At 37.2% G+C, this 16,089-nt stretch carries 16 protein-coding genes; 5 read left to right on the top strand and 11 right to left on the bottom strand.

Going from position 1 to position 16,089, the window contains the following annotated elements:
* The first annotated feature begins 1 nt into the window (after position 1).
* Positions 2–421 (top strand): hypothetical protein, encoded by a 420-nt coding sequence (locus AC3WOM_RS12295; RefSeq protein WP_492447052.1) that lies wholly within the window; start codon positions 2–4, stop codon positions 419–421.
* 80 nt (positions 422–501) lie between these two features.
* Here AC3WOM_RS12295 and AC3WOM_RS12290 read toward each other — a convergent pair whose 3' ends face one another.
* A complete protein-coding gene (locus AC3WOM_RS12290) occupies positions 502–1,641 on the bottom strand; it encodes a hypothetical protein (RefSeq protein ID WP_492447050.1) in 1,140 nt (379 codons plus the stop codon).
* 196 nt (positions 1,642–1,837) lie between these two features.
* Between AC3WOM_RS12290 and AC3WOM_RS12285 the strand changes: the two genes are divergently transcribed.
* Genes AC3WOM_RS12285 through AC3WOM_RS12275 form a run of 3 tightly spaced genes read left to right on the top strand, consistent with a single transcriptional unit; the run spans position 1,838 to position 3,761 of the window.
* Entirely contained in the window at positions 1,838–1,987 is a 150-nt protein-coding gene (locus AC3WOM_RS12285; protein WP_492447048.1) for a hypothetical protein, read from the top strand.
* Complete coding sequence (locus AC3WOM_RS12280) at positions 1,984–2,208, top strand: hypothetical protein (RefSeq protein WP_492447047.1); 225 nt, start codon at positions 1,984–1,986, stop codon at positions 2,206–2,208. The genes AC3WOM_RS12285 and AC3WOM_RS12280 overlap by 4 nt, the downstream gene beginning before the upstream one ends.
* Positions 2,205–3,761 (top strand): recombinase family protein, encoded by a 1,557-nt coding sequence (locus AC3WOM_RS12275; RefSeq protein ID WP_492447045.1) that lies wholly within the window; start codon positions 2,205–2,207, stop codon positions 3,759–3,761. The genes AC3WOM_RS12280 and AC3WOM_RS12275 overlap by 4 nt, the downstream gene beginning before the upstream one ends.
* Before the next feature lie 7 nt (positions 3,762–3,768).
* On the opposite strand, the gene rlmD is transcribed toward AC3WOM_RS12275, so the two are convergent.
* The 6 genes from rlmD to AC3WOM_RS12245 all read right to left on the bottom strand — a co-directional run bounded on the left by rlmD (position 3,769) and on the right by AC3WOM_RS12245 (position 10,265).
* A complete protein-coding gene (gene rlmD / locus AC3WOM_RS12270; RefSeq protein ID WP_492447044.1) occupies positions 3,769–5,136 on the bottom strand; it encodes a 23S rRNA (uracil(1939)-C(5))-methyltransferase RlmD in 1,368 nt (455 codons plus the stop codon).
* A 418-nt stretch (positions 5,137–5,554) separates the two neighbouring features.
* Positions 5,555–5,680 (bottom strand): cytochrome bd oxidase small subunit CydS family protein, encoded by a 126-nt coding sequence (cydS, locus tag AC3WOM_RS12265; protein ID WP_492447043.1) that lies wholly within the window; start codon positions 5,678–5,680, stop codon positions 5,555–5,557.
* 12 nt (positions 5,681–5,692) lie between these two features.
* Positions 5,693–6,718 (bottom strand): cytochrome d ubiquinol oxidase subunit II, encoded by a 1,026-nt coding sequence (locus AC3WOM_RS12260; RefSeq protein WP_427548906.1) that lies wholly within the window; start codon positions 6,716–6,718, stop codon positions 5,693–5,695.
* Positions 6,715–8,061, bottom strand: a complete 1,347-nt coding sequence (locus tag AC3WOM_RS12255; RefSeq protein ID WP_492447041.1) for a cytochrome ubiquinol oxidase subunit I — start codon at positions 8,059–8,061, stop codon at positions 6,715–6,717. The genes AC3WOM_RS12260 and AC3WOM_RS12255 overlap by 4 nt, the downstream gene beginning before the upstream one ends.
* Positions 8,062–8,684: 623 nt before the next feature.
* Positions 8,685–9,608 carry a diacylglycerol kinase gene (locus AC3WOM_RS12250; protein ID WP_492447039.1) on the bottom strand — a complete coding sequence of 308 codons (924 nt, stop codon included), beginning with the start codon at positions 9,606–9,608 and terminating at the stop codon, positions 8,685–8,687.
* Between the two features lie 96 nt (positions 9,609–9,704).
* Positions 9,705–10,265: a thioredoxin family protein gene (locus tag AC3WOM_RS12245; protein ID WP_427548900.1), complete on the bottom strand. Its 561-nt coding sequence runs from the start codon at positions 10,263–10,265 to the stop codon at positions 9,705–9,707.
* A 512-nt stretch (positions 10,266–10,777) separates the two neighbouring features.
* Here AC3WOM_RS12245 and AC3WOM_RS12240 point away from each other — a divergent pair.
* Positions 10,778–11,407 (top strand): hypothetical protein, encoded by a 630-nt coding sequence (locus AC3WOM_RS12240; RefSeq protein WP_492447036.1) that lies wholly within the window; start codon positions 10,778–10,780, stop codon positions 11,405–11,407.
* Positions 11,408–11,450: 43 nt separating this feature from the next.
* Here the strand turns inward: AC3WOM_RS12240 and gatB are convergent, their stop codons facing one another.
* The 4 genes from gatB to AC3WOM_RS12220 all read right to left on the bottom strand — a co-directional run bounded on the left by gatB (position 11,451) and on the right by AC3WOM_RS12220 (position 16,051).
* Entirely contained in the window at positions 11,451–12,878 is a 1,428-nt protein-coding gene (gatB, locus tag AC3WOM_RS12235; protein WP_427548388.1) for an Asp-tRNA(Asn)/Glu-tRNA(Gln) amidotransferase subunit GatB, read from the bottom strand.
* Between the two features lies 1 nt (position 12,879).
* The gene (gatA, locus tag AC3WOM_RS12230; RefSeq protein ID WP_492447034.1) at positions 12,880–14,343 is read right to left on the bottom strand and encodes an Asp-tRNA(Asn)/Glu-tRNA(Gln) amidotransferase subunit GatA; all 1,464 of its coding nucleotides are present in this window, start codon (positions 14,341–14,343) and stop codon (positions 12,880–12,882) included.
* Positions 14,344–14,367: 24 nt separating this feature from the next.
* Entirely contained in the window at positions 14,368–14,655 is a 288-nt protein-coding gene (gatC, locus tag AC3WOM_RS12225) for an Asp-tRNA(Asn)/Glu-tRNA(Gln) amidotransferase subunit GatC (protein WP_054772107.1), read from the bottom strand.
* A 262-nt stretch (positions 14,656–14,917) separates the two neighbouring features.
* Positions 14,918–16,051, bottom strand: a complete 1,134-nt coding sequence (locus tag AC3WOM_RS12220) for a CamS family sex pheromone protein (protein WP_492447033.1) — start codon at positions 16,049–16,051, stop codon at positions 14,918–14,920.
* Positions 16,052–16,089 lie beyond the last annotated feature (38 nt).

Here is a 16,089-nt window from a genome sequence, read left to right as displayed (position 1 = left end):
CGTGCAGCAACAATCAAAATCACTCGAAGTTTTAGCGCTAGAAGAAAAGGTAATATTTCTCGAAAAGAAGCTTACAAGTGAAACAAAAAGACTTAGAGAAGCTATTGGGGCTTGGAGACGTAAAGTTGAAGGCAAAGGTACAAAGCGCGAATCATTACGCGAAGGCTATAATGCTGAACGAGGGATGCACTATAAAGTGTATGTATTGGACTTGCCCGGTGATTTAAGCATCAACCAAGTATTAGACATTATCAAAGAAGAAATAATGCTTCAAATGTATCCTTATACTTTTAAAAGAGTGGACTATTCTCGTAAGTATGACGGCTGGCTATTAGAAATTGAACGTGAATTAAATAAGGATATGAGCCTTGAAGCGGCATTTTTAAGTAATTATTATTCTCACCTAAATAATTTAGAGTAGCATATAGAAATTAAATGCTACTCTTTATAAACTTCTCACGTACACCAAACCTAAGATTAAGATAGAAGTTAACCTGCCCCCTAATCTTTATATAATGCCTTTTTATTTTTTACAAACTCTTCAAAATCTTCATTAGTCCAATGTGAAAATCCATATGTTTCATGAAATTCAGCATGTAATTCTTTTTTTAAAGGAATTCCCAGTCCATATTTAAAATGTAACTTTAAACACACTTCACTTAACATTTCAAGCTCTTCTACTTTGTAATATCCAATGTTAGGTTGCACTTCTAGCCCTGCAACCTCAAATGTTTCTTGTAAAATTTTATAGAATGGATATTTTTCGTTAGCATGATGATTCACCAATTTGCCAGCTTGATTAGAAATATAACACTTATAATCTGTCTTCATAAAACTAGCTACATTCCAAGGTTTGATATAACGACGAAACTTTTTAGAAATAGGAGTAACCCCCCCTTTCCAATTGTGATGGTTTTCAGCTCTTAAAGCCTCTTTAAGACAGCCACACGATCTTGTATGATCATTAAAAAACTTATCCTTAGTAACGTATGTAATGTCTCCACAATCACATAAACATTCCCATAAAAGTTCTCCCTTTTGTGTTCTATAATCTGCTAACCGTATAACTGTTAACTTATTTCTCTTAAATCCAGTAATATCTTCATACTCGTTTACTAAACAGCCACAGCTTTTTTTACTACCACTATTTAAATGTCCTGTAGTAGCCTCAGTGTATTCTCCACAGTCACAAAGAGCTTTCCATAAATGGTAGCCATTCCTTTTCTCTGCTATCTTTTCAGTTACTGTTAATTTACCAAATTTCTTACCAATCAAATTAGGTGATTTAATACAGCCGCATGATTTTTTACTACCACTCGTTAAATCACGAGTTTTTGCCATAGTCGTATTACCACAATCACATTTAACTTTCCAAAGGAAATTTCTTCCAACATCATCAATTTGATATCCTGTAACTAATAATTTCCCAAACCTTTTACCTAACAGATCTGCACGATTTCCATGTAGGCATCCACAGTTTACTTTTCTCCCTCTTCTTAAATCTCCTCCACTTACTTCTAGGGGTTTACTTAAACCACAATCACAGACCGCTTCCCATATAATAGAGCCATCTTCAGCCTTACCCACTGGTCTAATTACAGTTAACATCCCAAATCTTTTACCTGTCATATCGATTCTCATTAACTTTCCTCCTAGTATTAGAATTGCTAATAAGATATCTATTTACTTTTTGCCTAACAAATATACTAGTTTTTTCAAAGAATAATATATTTATTGATTTTTTTCTCTTTAACCTTAAAATAGAGAATTTTATAAAGTAGACTGTGTTTACTTTTAGCTAAAAGAATCTATTTTTCATATTGATTACGGAGGAAACATGAAAACCACAAATATCTTTGAAAGCGAAAATCCAACATTATGTATTAAACAAACACTCGAACTCTTGTTTGACACATATATCGAACAGTTCTATGCTGAAACTAAGGTGAATTCTACTACATCTTCTCAGGAGGATGTAAAACAATGAAATATACAATATATGCTCGTGTAGCAAATGATTTGGATATCAAAAAGGCATCGATTTCTACTCAAAACAAGCTCTTTGACAACTCAATGAATTTTGGTTTATTTGCTTGGCTTTCAGAAATGGAAGCCACTTATACAAGCCTTCATTTAAAAACAGCTTATTATAATGAGACTCAGGAGAATACTTTAAATCATTCAAATAAACCAGGTGATTTCCTATGAGGTGTGTAATTTATGTTCGTGTTTCAACAGATAACATTGGACAAAAAACTTCAATCCCTGCTCAAATTGCACTTTTAAAAAATTATCTTGAAGAACAAGGGTGGGAACTGGTCGAAATTTATATTGATATTGAATCCGGCTCAAAAACTAATCGCCAAGGTATTCAGCAATTAATGAAGGATGCAAAAGATAAAAAGTTTGATGTCGTACTTTCAAAAGAATTATCTCGTATTTCTCGAAATGGAGCTTTTTCTTACGAATTTTATAATATTTTAACATTGAATCGTATTCATTTAGTTACATTAGATGGTGCCATTAATACACTAGACGATAACTCAATGAATCTCGGCTTATACGCTTGGTTATCTGAAATAGAAGCGGTTCGTACAAGTAAACGAATTAAAGCTTCTTATAAGGTACGTGCAAAATCTGGTCGCTTTGACGAAGCGCCTTACGGTTATGATTTAACAGATGGAAAACTATTCATTGCCAACGACGGCAGCGCGGAGATTGTAAAGCTCATTTACGCTGAATATATTAACGGTAAAAGTTTCGATGCAATCGGACGTTATTTATTTAATGAAAACATCCCTACCCCAGCTCAACGTAAAGGGAATCGTAACGCAGGAAAACATTGGCACGGGTCAACTGTACGACAAATTTTAGAACGCGAAATCTATACTGGTTGTTTAGTTGCCCAAAAGACTTCTACCATTTCACCAACCACAATCAAACGGATTCAAAATCGGAAAGAAGATTGGATTATTCGTGAAAACACGCATGAACCAATCATTTCTATAGAAGATTTTGACCTAGTCCAACAGCTGATTAAATCTCGAAAAAAAATACGTTCCCAACAAAGTACGCATTTATTTACCGGATTACTTATTTGCGACAATTGCGGTGCTGGGATGCACTTTAAGCGTGATCGATATGTTTGTGGCTATCAAAATAAACATGGTAAAAAAGCATGTTCTGATAACTTCCGACCTAAAGAAAAGGATTTAATCCGATTATTATTAAACGACCTAAATCAAATTTTTTTTTCAAATGTCTCTTATGAATCAATTGAAAAATTAGTTGAAAATAAAGTTAATAAGTCTTTATCAGCTAAAAATGCTGATTCAACTAGCCAAGCGTTACAGACTGAATTAACACAATTACGGAAAAAAAAGCAAAAAGCGCTCGATAAACTGTTAGATGATAAAATCGATCAAGGCGCTTATGATGACCTTGTTACTGGACTAAACCCTAAAATTGAAAAATTAGTACAGCAGCTAAATGAATTAAATAATGAAGAAACAGAATCAATCGTTAGTAAAGATGAATTGAAAACATATATCCTTAGTCAATTAAATCCTAAACAACCACTCACAGAGCTTACACCAACAATCTTAGCTCGCTTCATTCATAAAATCATAGTAAAAGCAGACGGCCAATTAGAAGTGCATTATCGCACTTCTAAACCGTCTGCTTTTTATGTTTCTAGCAATATTAAGTTAGCTTTACCAAAGACACATCCGAATAAAGCGTACGTTCAAAAGCACGCTTAAATACGGATTAATCAGCTAGTTCAAGCCACGCACAGCATTCACAATGTGTGGAGTGTGGGAACATATCGACAGGTTGAATTTCCTGTGTTTGATAGCCACCATCCTCCAAAATACTTAGGTCGCGTGCAAGTGTGGCTGGATTACACGATACATAAACAACTCGCTTTGGACGTTGCTCTAAAATGGTTTTTAGAAGTGCTTCATCACAGCCTTTACGCGGTGGGTCTACAACTAGGACATCGGCTTCTTTGCCTTCCTTATACCAGCGTGGAATCACTTCTTCTGCTGGGCCTGCCTCAAAATACGTATTTGTAAAGCCGTTCAGTACTGCGTTACGCTTTGCATCTTCAATAGCTTGTGGGACAATTTCTACGCCCATAACTGCCTTTGCTTTTTGAGCAAGGAATAAAGAAATAGTACCGATTCCACAGTAGGCATCAATTACTCGTTCGTCACCCTGTAGATCAGCATAGTCTAGTGCTTGTTTGTAAAGAACTTCAGTCTGTTCAGGGTTTACTTGATAGAATGAACGAGCTGAAATTTCAAAGCGTACATCACCAATTGAATCAATAATTACATCCTTGCCCCATAGATTTATGGTTTCATCACCAAAGATGACGTTTGTTTTGTCGCTGTTGATGTTTTGCATTATTGAAGTGATATTTGGTACAAGCTTTTGTATCGTCGCAACGGCTGCCTCTTTTTGAGGGAACTTTTTCTTTTTGGTTACGAGTACAACCATGACTTCACCAGTTGCACGAGCTTTACGAATGACTATGTGACGTAGCATCCCCTCATGTGATAGCTCATTGTATGGCTGGATACCTATTTTCGCTAATTCCTTTTTCAAGCCTGCAAGAATAGCATCCGCCTCACCTGTTTGAATTAAACAACGCTCCATATCGACAATGCTATGCGTTTTAGTTTTATAAAAACCTGCAATTGCTTGTCCTGCTTCATCTATGGAAAAAGGAATTTGTGCTTTATTGCGGTAATGCCAAGGCTCTTCCATGCCTTTCACAGGAAGAACAGGTGCATCAATTTTACCTATGCGTTGCATAACGTTCCTTACCATATTTTCTTTCCATTTTAACTGCCCCTCATAGGATAAATGCTGTAATTGGCAACCACCACATTGCTGGAAATAGTCACAAGGTGCTCCCACGCGGTCTGGGGACGGCTCGATAATTTCTACAACTTTGGCAAAGCCGTAATTTTTTAAGGTTTTCAACACATGAACTTCTGCCGTTTCATTAGGAAGTGCGCCTTGAATAAATAGTGGATAGCCATCGACCTTTGCGACACCATTACCATCATGTGTTATATCTTCTATATAAACTGTTAGTCGATTATTCTTTTTCACGGGTGCTGACATTCGTACATCCTCCATTTCAATCTTCTTATTGTAGCATGTGTTGGCGGATGAAAAAAGAACAAGGCTTGTTAATTATTGTAGGAACTATCTGATGAGCAGAATCTGACTGGCGTAATTTACCTGAGTGGATACATCTGCGAGCTGAGCGAAGCTACACTTTACTTGAGCGGATATTTCTCCAACCTGAGCAGTTCTCCTATTTACCTGAGCAATTTTTTCTCCAACCTGAGCGGGTCTCCTCTTTACCTGAGCAGTTTTTCTCCGACCTGAGCGATTCTTCTCTTTATCCGAGCAGTTTTTTCTCCGACCTGAGCGGTTCTTTTCTTTACCCGAGCGGATTCTTCTCTAACCTGAGTGGTTCTTCCCTTTACCTCAGCTATCCTGATTGACCATCCCCGCCCTGCCGAAAAAAGAGCCGCTATTCGCGACTCTCTTCCTGCTGCTCTTTTGCTATATGATGATCTTTGGGAGCCCACCAGAATGCTGCGACAATTCCTAGAATTACTACAATAAATGGCGCATAAAACATAAGAAATTTCTCCATTATTCTTTCCTCCTATGCGTGATTGTCTTCTTTTCCTGTCACGTAATTTTTGTTAAATAGGAATAGCTTCATCAATAGATAAAGTGACGGAATAAGCAGACATAGACCTAAAATAAACGCAATCACAAGAGCGATTGCCATTTGTGTGCTGGTGAAGCTATCGTAAATTGTTAAATACGGGTACAGTAAATATGGATATTGTGCGATACCGTAGGCAAAGAATGCCACTGCAAATTGTGCAATCAATAGTCCTACAGCAAGACCGTAATTTTTTCGCATCCATATTAATAACACCGTAATAATAAATAGGATTGCTGAAATGGCAAACAGCCACCATAATTCAACCATATGATTATAGCTCTCTGGGTTGATGGATTTCATTTCATACACAATGCCTAGCGCACTAACCATTAAAGGTGCGGCCCAGATAAGCGCATATTTTCGCATTAGGTTTGTGGCTTCCTTATCCTTTGCTTTGTGGGCATACCATGTTAAAAATACAGCTGAAATATAAAGTACAGCAGCTATGCTTAAAACGACAATACTCCAGGCAAATGCACTTGTGTAGAGCGTCCAATAATTTAAGACGGGCTGCCCATTTACAATATCGACATATCCGCCACCAGCAATTGCAAATACGACGGATAGAGAGGCTGGGATAAGTAAGCCTGCCACACCATATGTTAGTGTGTATCCGATATGACCTCGTGAGCCGTATGATTCAAATGCATAGTAGGAGCCTCGTATTGCTAGCAGCACGAGTGAAATACTAACTGGCACAAGTAAAATCGTTCCATAATAAAAGGCTGTTTGCGGGAAAAATCCTACAATCCCAACAAAGAAAAATACTAAAAAGACATTTGTCACTTCCCAAACAGGCGATAAATAACGCTTAATAATATTCGTTAAAATATGATTTTTCCCAATGAGTAGACTGTAGGCATTAAAGAAGCCTGCCCCAAAATCAATCGATGCAACAATGACATAGCCGAATAGGAAAATCCATAGGACTGATATACCTAAAATCTCTAATGTCATAGGAAATCACCGCCTTTTTCAGAATGGCGATCTTCAATTTCACGTTCAATTGGATTCTTTTTGAACATACGAACCAATACCACAATACTACCTACTGCCAATACGGCATAGACACCAGTAAATAATAGCATCATTAAATCTACATGGTCACTCGTAGTTGCCCCCTCTGGTGTTCGCATTAAACCATATAAAATCCAAGGTTGTCGCCCAACTTCTGCGAGCCACCAGCCTGCCTCAATAGCAATAATGGAAAGCGGTCCTCCTGCAACAATAATCCATCTAAACCAACGTGTGTGGATAAACTGCCAGCTACGTGCTTTCCCCACTACATAAAGCAGTGAAACAAGCACCATGAACATGCCAATAAACACCATTATATTAAAAAGATAGTGAATATAAAGTGGTGGTCTATCTTCCTCTGCAAATTGATCTAAGCCAATAACCTCTGCAGTTGGGTTATTATGAGCCAATATACTAAGGGCATACGGAACCTTTATGGCATATTTCACTTCCTCACCATCTAACACACCAAAAAGTATAAGTGAGGCTTTATCTTCTGTTTCAAAATGCCATTCAGCGGCCGCTAATTTTTCTGGCTGGTATTCTGCTAAGTACTTTCCTGAGAAATCTCCGATAATTGCTGCTGCAATAGAGAAAATCAGACCAATCTTCATAAGTAATAATAATGATTTTTTATGGTACTCATGCTTAGAACCTCGAAGCATGCGATATCCTGCAATAGCTGCTAAGACAAATGCTGATGTCATATAGGCTGTCACAAGAACATGGGCTACCTTTGTTGGCATCGCTGGATTAAACATTGCTAAAAAGGGTTGAATATTTACTAGCTGCCCATCTACAATATCAAAGCCCTGTGGTGCGTTCATAAATGCATTGACAATTGTAATAAACACAGCAGACATGGATGCACCTACAGCTACAGGAATTAGCAATAACATGTGCTTTTTCTGACTATCAAAGCGATCCCATGTGTATAAATAAATTCCCAAGAAGATGGCTTCAAAGAAAAATGCAAACGTTTCCATAAAGAGTGGTAACGCAATTGTTTGACCAGCAAGTTGCATAAAGTTGGGCCATAATAAAGATAACTGTAAGCCTATTGCTGTTCCCGTAACTACACCAACTGCAACAGTAATGACAAAACCACGTGCCCAGCGTCTAGCCATTAAAATATAATGCTCATCGTTCTTTCTATACCCAGTCCATTGAGCAATCATAATCATTAACGGAACACCAACACCAATCGTTGCATAAATAATATGGAACGATAATGTTAGCTCAGTTAATGCTCTACTCCAAAAGACTGCTGATTCGTTAATCATCTCATTGCCCCCCTAACTTCCAAATATTCTTCCAAGTATGGAAAGTAGCATGATAATTGCAACACCGAAGCTTAGCCAAATGAGCTTTCTTTCCTGTGACTTATACAAAGGCAACACTTCCTTTCCCTTAGCTATACCCCCATTTTCCACTATTACAACGAAAAAAACCTTTAAAATGGACCGAAATTTCAGCCTATTATAAAGGTTTCAAATTTTGTTCAAGTAATATACGCACATTTGCCAAACATTTTTCTTAATTCATTCACAATCAACATTCACCATGGATTTCAATACATTATTGTGAATAATATCCAAGTTATAAGTGGTTTTTTAGAACCATAATTAAATAAAAAATTAAACCTTAAATCAGGTGACTTTTATTCGTTAATTAGTTCCTTTCACTATTGAGTGGTTCAGTATCTTTTTGAGCTTCTTCTCCTCACTATTAAGCGATTCGGCATTTTCTGAGCTACTTTTTCCCATATCAAAAAAGATACGATCTCCTTTTTTGAGCTCTTCCTTTCACTATAGAGAAAAAATATCCAAATTGTTCCTTCAATACTTAAAATCAAATGAAAAGCTCTCTTGCACTGGATTAAGCACAAGAAAGCTCCTTGGTTTAATTATTCAATTAAAATACGATCTTCCTCACGAATATCTGCAAGTGGTACAAAAATTTCAATATGGCGTTTTAGGTTTTCAAACGTGGCAGGCGCATCCCCACCGTATTCGCCATCTAGATTTAAATGTATTTCATCTTCTGTCGTTACTTTTACCACACTTGCTTTTTTATAAATCACTCGATCATCATTTAAATGCTCGCCTCTTAAAGCCATTGCTGCCAGCTGAATAAATTCAGGAAGGCTTACTTTTTTCAATACTAATAATGTAAAATATCCATCATTGATACTTGCGTCTGGGGCAAGCTTTTCAAAGCCGCCCACTGAATTTGTTAAACCACATAAAAACATCATCGCATCTCCATCGAATACTTCACCGTCATATTCAATACGCATGTGAGAAGCCTTGATGGATGGAATCATTTCTACTGCTTTTAAGTAATAAGCTAGCTGTCCGAGCATTGTTTTCATTTTGCTCGGTACTTCGTAGGTTAACTCGGTAATGCGACCACCCGCAGAAATATTGATGAAATAGCGTTTCCCATTTAATAAACCTACATCCACTGGCAACGTATCGCCCTTTATAATAATATCTACAGCATCTTCAATATTTCGGGGAATGTGCACGGCACGGGCAAAGTCATTTGTTGTGCCCATCGGAATTAAACCAACTTTTGGTCGTTTTTCGAATGAGCTCACACCTGAAACAACTTCATTTAATGTGCCATCTCCACCAACTGCAATAATGATATCAAAGCCACGTTCTACTGCATTTTTTGCCGCAATGGTTGCATCGCCTTCACAAGTTGTTGCATGACAAGATGTCTCATAGCCTGCTACCTCTAGTTTTTCCAATACTTCTGGTAGATGCTTTTTAAATACCTCTCGTCCAGATGTAGGATTATAAATGATTCTTGCACGTTTCATAACATACCTTCCTGCTTCATAAGATTCTACTTCATTCAACGAATTATTCGCTGAAATGTTGCACTATTTTTTAGACACACCGTACTCCATTAACGACTATTCCCACGCAGCTGTCACTTGATTTTTAAAATCCTCATAAACAAATGTCCAATAGGATTGATTCGTTATATTTTCCTCACGAATTTCCGCATATAATGCCTTTTGTGCATCTTCAAATGCAGGATCTTCTTTATCAGGCAGCCCTGCTCGTTTGCTCACTACTAGTTCCTGTAATTGTGGTGCACGAGGTCCCCATTTGCCAATAACCTGTCCAGCATTATCTAATAAAAGATAGATTGGAATAGCACGACCGCCATTTGTTAAATAGCGATCAATTAAATCTGTATCCTCATCACGTAGTACAGCACGCATATCTAGACCTGCTGCTTCTGCAACTCGGCGAATAATCGGATTGTTTAGCATAGCATCCCCACACCAATCCTCTGTAATCGTTAAAATTTTAGGCTGCTTGTTTTTTAGCAGCTCGACAAAATCATCATTTGTTGGCACTTCGAAGCCATCATAAATACGAAAGCTCTCCTCTTTTAGCGTTGTCATATTATCCATGTATTGCTGAATTGAAATTGCTTCATCAAAATATTGTTGCTCTGTTTTCATTGTAGGTATCCCCCTAATTTTTTATTTTCTATTCTATATTTTGCTATGAATACTCTTTTTAGACAACTGTAAAGCTTTATAAAAATAATGAACTTCTTTATTTATAACCTATTATCTATAGATAAGCTATTTTATTACAAAACAACTTGCATAAAAGTTAAATTAATACATCTTTTCGATATTAAAATATGAGGTGTATTTAATTGAAACTAAATAATTTCTCGTTATTCCGAGGCATAATGAATAAAGATGCTTCGAAAGCAAATATGTCAACTATGAAGCAATTAAGTCAATATAATCAATTATCTAAAGGCACAATGAAAACTTTATGAAAAATTAGATACAGTCGAAATTTCTCTCGCTAGCCGACAACAGCAAGTCACTAACCAACAAGCACCACAATCGATCACTACTTTACAAGGTCAAAAAATTCAAGAGATACAGGAAAAAATAATGTTCTTGAATTTACTGATGGCGCTAACTATCGGTTTAATTATAATGGTGTAACTGCAGTGATGAAATGCTACTATCATCATTCTGGCTCTATTCTAGGTCCCGCCATAACGGATATGGGAGAGCATTTTTGTGTAGAGGCTTCATCTATCTATTCTTCAAAAGATTATAAAAATGTAGATAAAATTGCCGAATTCTTTTCAAGTCTCACAAGTAAATCTGGTTTAATTGGTACAAGGTATTCGTATTCTAGTGAAGAAGCATTAGAGATATGCAAAAGTGTTGGCATTGAATCAGGTTGGTTTACGGTGAAAAATAGTGGTGCGTCTGTGGAGCATTATTTACGTGAAGACGGGAAAATTTTTGCCGGACGTCAGATGGTGGATGGTCTCAATGCCTTTATGACAAATAATTTACTTGATATTGGGTATAGGCAGGGAGAAAAAATTACAATTGGGAATACTACCTATGAGGTGGACGAAACGGGACATATTCAATTGCCGAAAGATGCAGCTGTATTCCTTTCCTATAACTTAGATCCTGTTTATACAGAACGGCAACGACTTGCAACGATTAAAGAAAATTTAACGAAAGCTCAGCAATTAAAATGCGAAGGGCAATCATTTAATACGCCTACACATCGCTATTCGCTTTATCAGGATGGAAATTTAATGGAAACCAAACTATAAAAGGAAAGATGGTACTAAGGCTATAGCCTAGTACCATCTATTTTTAACGCTTTGCAATTTCTTGTTGTAATAATTTATTGACCATTGGAGGGTTTGCTTGACCTTTTGTAGCCTTCATAATTTGACCTACTAAGAAGCCGATAGCACGATCCTTACCATTTTTAAAGTCTTCGATTGATTGTGCATTATTGTCTAGGACCTCTGTAACAATCGCAAGTAATGCACCTTCATCTGAAATTTGAACTAAACCTTTTGCTTTAACGATATCTTGTGCTGAGCCACCATTTTCTACTAATTCAGCAAATACCTTTTTACCGATTTTAGAAGAAATTGTACCATCCGTGATTAATTTCACCATTTCAGCAAGATTTTCTGGCGTTAATGCAGTATCTTTAAGATCTTTTTGTTCTGCATTTAAGTAGGCAGAAACATCACCCATAAGCCAGTTTGCAGAAAGCTTGGCATCCGCGTCTTTAGCTACCATAGCCTCGAAGAAGTCTGAGATTTCTTTTGAAATAACAAGAACACCTGCATCATATGGTGTTAAGCCTAGTTCCTCAACATAGCGTTTTTTACGAGCATCTGGAAGTTCAGGAATTTCTGATTTTACACGCTCTAACCATTCATCATCGATTGATAGACGTACTAAGTCAGGCTCTGGGAAGTAGCGGTAATCATCAGTTCCTTCTTTAACACGCATAAGGATAGTTTTACCTGTTTTTTCATCGAAGCGGCGAGTTTCTTGCTCAATTACCCCACCTGAAAGAAGAACATCAGCTTGACGTAATTCCTCATGCTCTAGACCACGACGAACATAGTTAAAGGAGTTCAGGTTTTTAAGCTCTGTTTTTGTACCAAATTCTTCTTGACCATATGGGCGGATTGAGATGTTGGCATCACAACGTAAAGATCCCTCTTCCATTTTACAGTCTGAAACATCTGCATATTGGATGATTGATTTTATTTTTTCAAGATACGCATACGCTTCGTTTGGTGTGCGAATATCTGGCTCAGAAACGATTTCTACAAGTGGTGTACCTTGACGGTTAAAGTCAACTAAAGAGTGGTCACCAGCATGAGAAAGCTTACCAGCATCTTCTTCCATATGAAGACGTGTAATACCGATACGTTTTGTATAGCCATCTACTTCAATATCGATCCACCCATTTTTTCCAATTGGTTTATCAAATTGAGAAATTTGATAAGCTTTCGGATTGTCAGGATAGAAGTAGTTTTTACGGTCAAATTTTGTTTCTTGTTCGATTTCCATATTCAGTGCAAGTGCAGCACGCATAGCGAAATCTACAACATTTTTATTTAGCACTGGCAGAACACCAGGGTATCCTAAGTCAATAACTGTTGTATTTGTATTTGGTTCAGCACCAAAATGAGCTGGTGCTGGTGAGAAGATTTTTGAGTTCGTTTTCAACTCAACGTGTACTTCTAAACCAATGACTGTTTCAAAGTTCATGTTATTTTCCCTCCCAAATTTGAGGAACTTGTTTATGGAACTCTGTTGCTTGTTCAAAAGCATGAGCTACACGGTAAATTGTTGCTTCGTCAAAGTATTTACCAATAATTTGTAAGCCTAATGGTAATCCATTCTCCAAGCCGCACGGGATGGAAATGGCTGGTACACCAGCTAGGTTGATTGGAATCGTTAAAATATCGTTTGCATACATTGTCATTGGATCATCCACGTTTTCACCAATTTTGAATGCTGGTGTTGGTGCAGTTGGTCCAATGATTACGTCAAAGTCTTCGAATACTTTGTCATAGTCTGCTTTGATTAGTGTACGGGCTTGTTGTGCCTTTTTATAGTAAGCATCGTACGTACCTGCACTTAGTGAGTAAGTACCAAGCATAATGCGACGTTTTACTTCATCACCAAAGCCTTGTGCACGTGTTTCTTTATAAAGGTCCATTAAATTTGTAACGTTTTCTGCGCGGAAACCATAGCGGATACCGTCGAAACGAGAAAGGTTCGAGGACGCTTCAGAAGAAGATAGGATATAGTAAGCAGCAAGTGCATATTTGGAGTGAGGAAGTGAGACTTCTTCTACTGTAGCACCTAAGCCTTTTAATACTTCTAACGCATCAAGCACTGATTGACGTGCTGCTTCACCAACACCTTCACCAAAGAATTCTTTTGGTACAGCGATACGTAAGCCTTTTACATCACCAGTTAGAGCTGCTACATAGTTTGGTACTTCTACGTTTGCAGACGTTGAATCATTAGGATCTAAACCTGAAATTGCCTCAAGTAAAAGAGCGTTGTCTTCAACATTACGTGTAATTGGTCCGATTTGATCTAAAGAAGATGCAAATGCTACTAGTCCAAAACGAGATACACGACCATATGTAGGCTTCATCCCAACCACACCGCAATAAGCTGCTGGTTGGCGGATAGAACCACCCGTATCAGAGCCAAGTGAGAATGGTACTTCCCCTGCTGCTACTGCTGCGGCAGATGCACCTGAAGAACCACCTGGTACGTGGTTTAAGTTCCAAGGATTTTTTGTTGTTTTATAGTAGGAGTTTTCATTGGAAGACCCCATTGCGAACTCATCCATATTTAGTTTACCGATCGTTACCATTCCGGCATCACGTAGCTTTTTCACTACAGTTGCATCATATATTGGCATAAAGCCTTCTAGAATTTTAGAAGCACAAGTTGTTTCTAAGCCTTCTGTTACGATGTTGTCTTTTACACCGATGGGAAGACCAAACAGTGGTCCACGCTCTTCAAATGGCACTTTGTCCATTTCAGCTGCTTGTGCAGTTGCTTTCTCTTCATTTGAAGCAAGGAATGCTTGTACATTGCCATCAAGCTTGGCAATACGTTCATATGCTTCTTTTGTTAAATCAGCGATAGTTAAGTTACCCGCTTTTAAGTCAGCTTGTAGCTCCTTTGCTGAACGTTCAAATAACGTCATGAGGAATCCTCCTATTTTTTAGTATTACATGATAGCTGGTACTTTTACTTGACCATCTTCTTGTTCCTTTACGTTTAACATCATTACTTCACGGTCTAAGCCTTTTGTTGCCACATCTTCACGCATAACGTTTACTAATGGTAGGACGTGAGTTGTTGGTTCAACATTCGTTGTATCTAGTTCGTTTAATTGCTCTGCGAAGTCTGTAATTTTACCAAGCTGTTCAGCAAACTTTTCAGCTTCCTCTTCTGATATAGCAAGACGTGCTAAATTTGCAACGTGCTTAACTTCCTCTTTTGTTAATTTTGCCATTTTTTACACCTCCGAATACACATTCAAATCATTGTTTTTCTTGATAACAATAGGGTTGAATAAAGTTAACCATGCAAATAATCATAACATTTTTCCTATTAAAAATCACAACTTTCACCAAAAATATAGAAACTTTCACTACTGTGGCAGAGTGTTGTCTCTTTATAGGTGTATCCATTTCTTCGTTATTTCTATCCTTCTTTTTCTAGCTTTTCTTTGGATGGCTACATAAAAATATAGCCAGCCCGGAGCTGACTATATTTTATTCATAGATATGCACATAAGGTTCTTTATCATTCGATTTCTTAATAATTAACGCCTCTGGACCGTTTATCGAAGTAATACTTACTTCAACATTGATATTATCGAAATGATTAATGAGAACACCAGTTAGATATTGGGTAAAACCAATAATTTCTGCTTGACCGAAGAATTGAATGGGTACTTCTATTTTTAGCTTTTGTATTTCTTTATTTTGATAGAAGCCTGTTCCTATCACACTCGTATAGTTAGAAAAATATTTATCGATATCCAATTTAAATTTCTTAAATTCATTGCTATCCTCTCGATAAACATCCTTCGATTCATCTGTTGGGAATAGGACATATTCTTCATCAATTACTTGCCAATCCGCTACATCGTTTTGTCCAGATTTTGCAACGCCATAGCTAAAATATGTTCCTGGAATAATATCATTGTTAGCTTTCTGTTTAAATAAGCCTATTACAATAGGGACATCTTTCAATTCTTCACGAGCTCTTAGTCGAGACACAATTTCTGTAGCCATTTTCTTGCCTTGTTCAACAAGTGCTGACTCTGGTATTGGTTCCTCATAATACTCCCCATATTTTACTTTTTGATAATAGTAAATAGAGTTTAAGGAAAGTCCTATCGAAATACCGCCTAATTTCACTTTATTATCTTTTGTCTTCGTTAAATAATTTTGCTCAACAATATGTGATAAATATATAGGTGCCTTCTTTGCACGCTCCTCTGGTGGCATAGATTCCACTGAAGGAGGATTTAAACCATCCTTGACTTGGGAACTACGCTTTAGCCAATCGGTCACTGTACTTTTAGCTAAATACTGACCTTCCTGGAAGAAAAAATTCTCTGTGTCAAACTCCTTTTGAGAAAGACGCATCAAGCCTGTTTCTACTTCCTTCATATCATATTTTGTATATATATTTGAAACTACCAATCCCCTGCTAGCACTTTCCTTGTAAGGAGTTAACGCACTATAATAGGATTCATCTATCTTAAAGCTTGGAATAACGGTTGTTTCCGCTTTTTCCTGTTGTGTCTCTTGTGTAAGCTCTGTCCCCTTCTTAGTAGGCACACAGCCAACTAGCATTGTAGCAGCGATAATTGCTGGAATGAGTCGAAGTGACTTCATTATTTTAATACTCCTTTACTGATATTCAATTTCTACTT

It is taken from the genome of Lysinibacillus sp. FW301-JW8, assembly GCF_058788755.1.
The sequence above is the reverse complement of the archived record's forward strand: the minus strand, read 5'-3'. Positions and strand labels throughout refer to the sequence as shown.